We start from the raw sequence: 3,227 nt of genomic DNA, 5'->3' as shown, positions 1-3,227 counted from the left end.
ATAATAAATTCTTATATTCAAATACATTATCAGTTTTAGTTAAAATAGGGATCCAATCTTTATTTATCCTAATTACGGGATTTTTTTCAAGACAATCTAATTTTTCTTCTAAAAGTTTTTGATGTTCTTTATATCCTGAAGGAGGTATTTCTTTGATTTGGTCTTGAGTTTGTTCATAAATATAATTATACACATCGTCCCCCTCATGAAAAATAGGCTTATTTAACCATCCAAATTTATACATTAATCTACTTCTAAAAAACTTGAAATAATTTTCTTCTGTTTCTACAGAGTCAATCTTAGATTTATATTTTTTTTCATATTCAATATTGATTACAGACCAAAAATAATTGAAAGAATAAGACTTATGTTTATCTAATTTTAAAACTAAATCATGACCAATCTCTAAAATCCTTTTTTCTCTTAGTTTTAACTCCATACATTTACTTTCAACCCACATATTTATAAATTTTAACATATATAATAATATTATGAAAAACGAAGAAACAGTATCAAATAGAGAACCTTTACCAGCAGATATTCAAATTGAGAGATGTCTTCAAGAATTAATTGAAGGAAAGGCAATCAAATTTAAACCAGGTTGTTTTACAAAAGATTAAGATTTTTCCTTAATCTCATATAATTTTATAGCATATTCTTTATATAATTTCAAATTCTCTTTAATTTTATTAATTACTTTTTGTTGGTCTTTTTTGTTTTTACTTGCACTAACCAGTAGAATTATAGCAATATCTTTATAGATTAAGAAATAAACCCTTTTACCATTGATTTTAAATTCCCTAAAAAAATCATAAGTTAAAGAGTCTCCTTTTTTATCTCCACTAGGCTCAAGGTTTTTTATAATGAATTTTTCAACTAAGCTTCTTTCATATTTAGAAAGAATGAATTTTGTTTCTTCTTGAAATGTCGGAAAATAATAAACATCAAACATTTATCCATACACCTCATTAGAAACATAATTATTCAAACATCGACTAACATACTTACAAACAAGTGATGGTGTAATTTCCCTTACAACTCTTTTTCTATAATCTCCTTTTACAATATACCAAATTTGAGGATTATCTTTGGGAAAGCCCCATAATGAATATTCACTAGACCCACCTTCTCTAATTCCTTTATCTTTTAGAATTTGCTTAATAAACTTTTGAGAGAATTCTTTATTGAACTCAATTCCTTTTCGTTTAATTTCAACATAAGACTTCATTTTACATAAACATACTAGAATTCCTAATATCGAAATCTTCAGTCTTACCTCCATTATTTTTGTTTATTTCTGGATTTGCCATATTGACTAAATTTTGATGAAGTCCAATCACTGCTTTTAATTGTTCATTTGTATTCGTTTGAGAATTAAACATTTGAGCTTGGTGTTTTGTCAATTCTTCAACATTTCTACTAATCTCTCCTACAATCCTTGAAATATCACTTGGTCTCAAAACTGGGAAATCTCTTATGTCGTTAAAATGGTCAGTAACCTTTATTGCATCATCCATTGAAAATTTAGAGTGTGTTGTCTCCATTTCATGCAAATTAAAAGAATTATCTACAATAAGCCAAACTTTATTATCTTCAGTTCCACGAACCATCAATTTATCTTTTCTATCATTGTAATCTCTGGCAAGCTCATTATTAGTTTCTGCAAATTCTCCCGATTTAGAATATCTTATATTTTCATATCCATTTTTCAGAAGAACTACTTTTAATTTTTGTTCTAATCTTAAAATAAATTTAGTCCAATATTCTAAACTTTGTTCTTCTGCTTCAAGAGGCGTATCAGCCCAAAAATCTTTTTTTCCTAATATTTGAATATATTTCTCATTATAAGTTATATAATTGCCATCTACATACTCAATGCCTTTTCCAATTTGTCGGATTTTTTTCATAAAGGCATCTGTCCTATCTAAAATCTCAATATAGAACCTTTGAGCATGCAATCTAAATGGATGTTCCCTCGTAAGGGATTGTGAAGTCACCCCACCATGAGTTAAGCTTTTTAATCCAGCATTGAAAAACCCTTTTTCTTTAAGTCTTTTAATTATTTGAGAAACTGCTGATTTGCTTACTTTTCGCCTTTTAGCTATCTGAACAGGAGTTAAACACTCAATGTGTAAAAGATGCAAAACTTCCTTTTCACCCTTAGTTAATTTAAGCTTTTTAGGTACATTACGCCGTTGTTGTAAAGTGTTAGAGTTAAGCTTTTTTGAAAAGTTAAGCTTTTTTGTAGATTTTTCTACCATTTTGAACCTCCCTCAAATGTAGGCTTACTACGATATAGCCCCAGTAGTAGAACATTATGAAAAAAGTTAAGTAGTTTTGAAAAGTTAAGTAATGAGTTAAGATTATTCTCATTTGAACCTAAAGAATTTATAATTAATTTAACAGTATAATTTCCCCCAGCAATAATTATTTCTTCTTGAATTTTGGAATCATAATTAAGGCAACCTATCCTTTTATATATTATATTTGATTTATTATTTTTACTTATATCTCTATTTATCATTCTGATTTTTTATAGAGCATATATTTGTGTCTTATGTAATTTAAGATAAAAACAACATACTAAAAACTAGAACTGTTGCCTTTGTACTTTCGTGTATGAGTGGTTTTATTTTTTAATTATGTTAATTAATTTCTAATCCCTTTTGAAATCCCATAACATAATTCTATTCTAACACTAAATATATACTATACTAACCTCGTTTAATGTTAGAAAATCCCTAAAATTGATATCAAAACAGCTAATCGTATTTATTTTTTAGATTGTGTAATAATATATTAATTTAGTATTTTCTATGAAACAAAATTTCATAATATCAAGAATATGTAAAATTTAAGAACGCTGAGGACGGGATTTGAACCCGCAATTCCAAAGGAACTACATTAGCAGTGTAGCGCTATACCGAATTAAGCGACCTCAGCATGTATAAGTGCCAAATTTGAGGGGTTTGACTTCCCAATCCTAATACTGCCATCGCATGGTAGTGTCTTGCACTGTCTTAGCAGTGTAGCGCAATACCGAATTATGCGACCTCAGCAAGATTAATAATAAAGAAACTTAAGTCTCATTTATAAATATTTTCAATAATAGGCTTCATCCGATTGAGTATAAACAACAACTAATTATCTATTTTTATCTAAAAATTTATTTTTTGAATAAAAAATCTAAATTGAAAATTTAGAATAAAAGAAATATTCTTATGCAT

General features: G+C 27.5%; 6 protein-coding genes and 1 tRNA gene. 1 reads left to right on the top strand and 6 read right to left on the bottom strand.

Translation table 11 applies throughout. From position 1 onward, the window contains the following. Positions 1 to 439: hypothetical protein (locus tag PF569_00485; protein MDA3854703.1), on the bottom strand; the 439-nt coding region annotated here is incomplete at its 3' end. Positions 440 to 491: 52 nt separating this feature from the next. On the opposite strand from PF569_00485, the gene PF569_00480 reads away from it, so the two are divergent. Further along, the gene (locus PF569_00480) at positions 492 to 620 is read left to right on the top strand and encodes a hypothetical protein (protein MDA3854702.1); all 129 of its coding nucleotides are present in this window, start codon (positions 492 to 494) and stop codon (positions 618 to 620) included. On the opposite strand, the gene PF569_00475 is transcribed toward PF569_00480, so the two are convergent. The 5 genes from PF569_00475 to PF569_00455 form a co-directional block, all read right to left on the bottom strand. Continuing rightward, entirely contained in the window at positions 617 to 952 is a 336-nt protein-coding gene (locus tag PF569_00475; GenBank protein ID MDA3854701.1) for a hypothetical protein, read from the bottom strand. The two genes, PF569_00480 and PF569_00475, sit on opposite strands and share 4 nt — an antisense overlap. Next, complete coding sequence (locus tag PF569_00470; GenBank protein MDA3854700.1) at positions 953 to 1,228, bottom strand: hypothetical protein; 276 nt, start codon at positions 1,226 to 1,228, stop codon at positions 953 to 955. Position 1,229: 1 nt separating this feature from the next. After that, entirely contained in the window at positions 1,230 to 2,261 is a 1,032-nt protein-coding gene (locus PF569_00465; GenBank protein ID MDA3854699.1) for a helix-turn-helix domain-containing protein, read from the bottom strand. Then, positions 2,255 to 2,524, bottom strand: a complete 270-nt coding sequence (locus PF569_00460; protein ID MDA3854698.1) for a hypothetical protein — start codon at positions 2,522 to 2,524, stop codon at positions 2,255 to 2,257. The genes PF569_00465 and PF569_00460 overlap by 7 nt, the downstream gene beginning before the upstream one ends. 337 nt (positions 2,525 to 2,861) lie before the next feature. Continuing rightward, a tRNA-Ser gene (locus PF569_00455) sits at positions 2,862 to 2,943 on the bottom strand. Positions 2,944 to 3,227: the final 284 nt, after the last annotated feature.

It is taken from the genome of Candidatus Woesearchaeota archaeon, from assembly GCA_027858315.1.
In the GTDB taxonomy this organism is placed as follows: Archaea; Nanobdellota; Nanobdellia; order Woesearchaeales; family UBA583; genus UBA583.
Note: the sequence above shows the minus strand (reverse complement) of the source record. Positions and strands in the feature narration are given on the sequence as shown.

Coding starts and splice junctions, on each gene's coding strand:
- PF569_00480 (MDA3854702.1), top strand. CDS start 492: ATGAAAAACGAAGAAACAGTATCAAATAGAGAACCTTTACCAGCAGAT.
- PF569_00475 (MDA3854701.1), bottom strand. CDS start 952: ATGTTTGATGTTTATTATTTTCCGACATTTCAAGAAGAAACAAAATTC.
- PF569_00470 (MDA3854700.1), bottom strand. CDS start 1,228: ATGAAGTCTTATGTTGAAATTAAACGAAAAGGAATTGAGTTCAATAAA.
- PF569_00465 (MDA3854699.1), bottom strand. CDS start 2,261: ATGGTAGAAAAATCTACAAAAAAGCTTAACTTTTCAAAAAAGCTTAAC.
- PF569_00460 (MDA3854698.1), bottom strand. CDS start 2,524: ATGATAAATAGAGATATAAGTAAAAATAATAAATCAAATATAATATAT.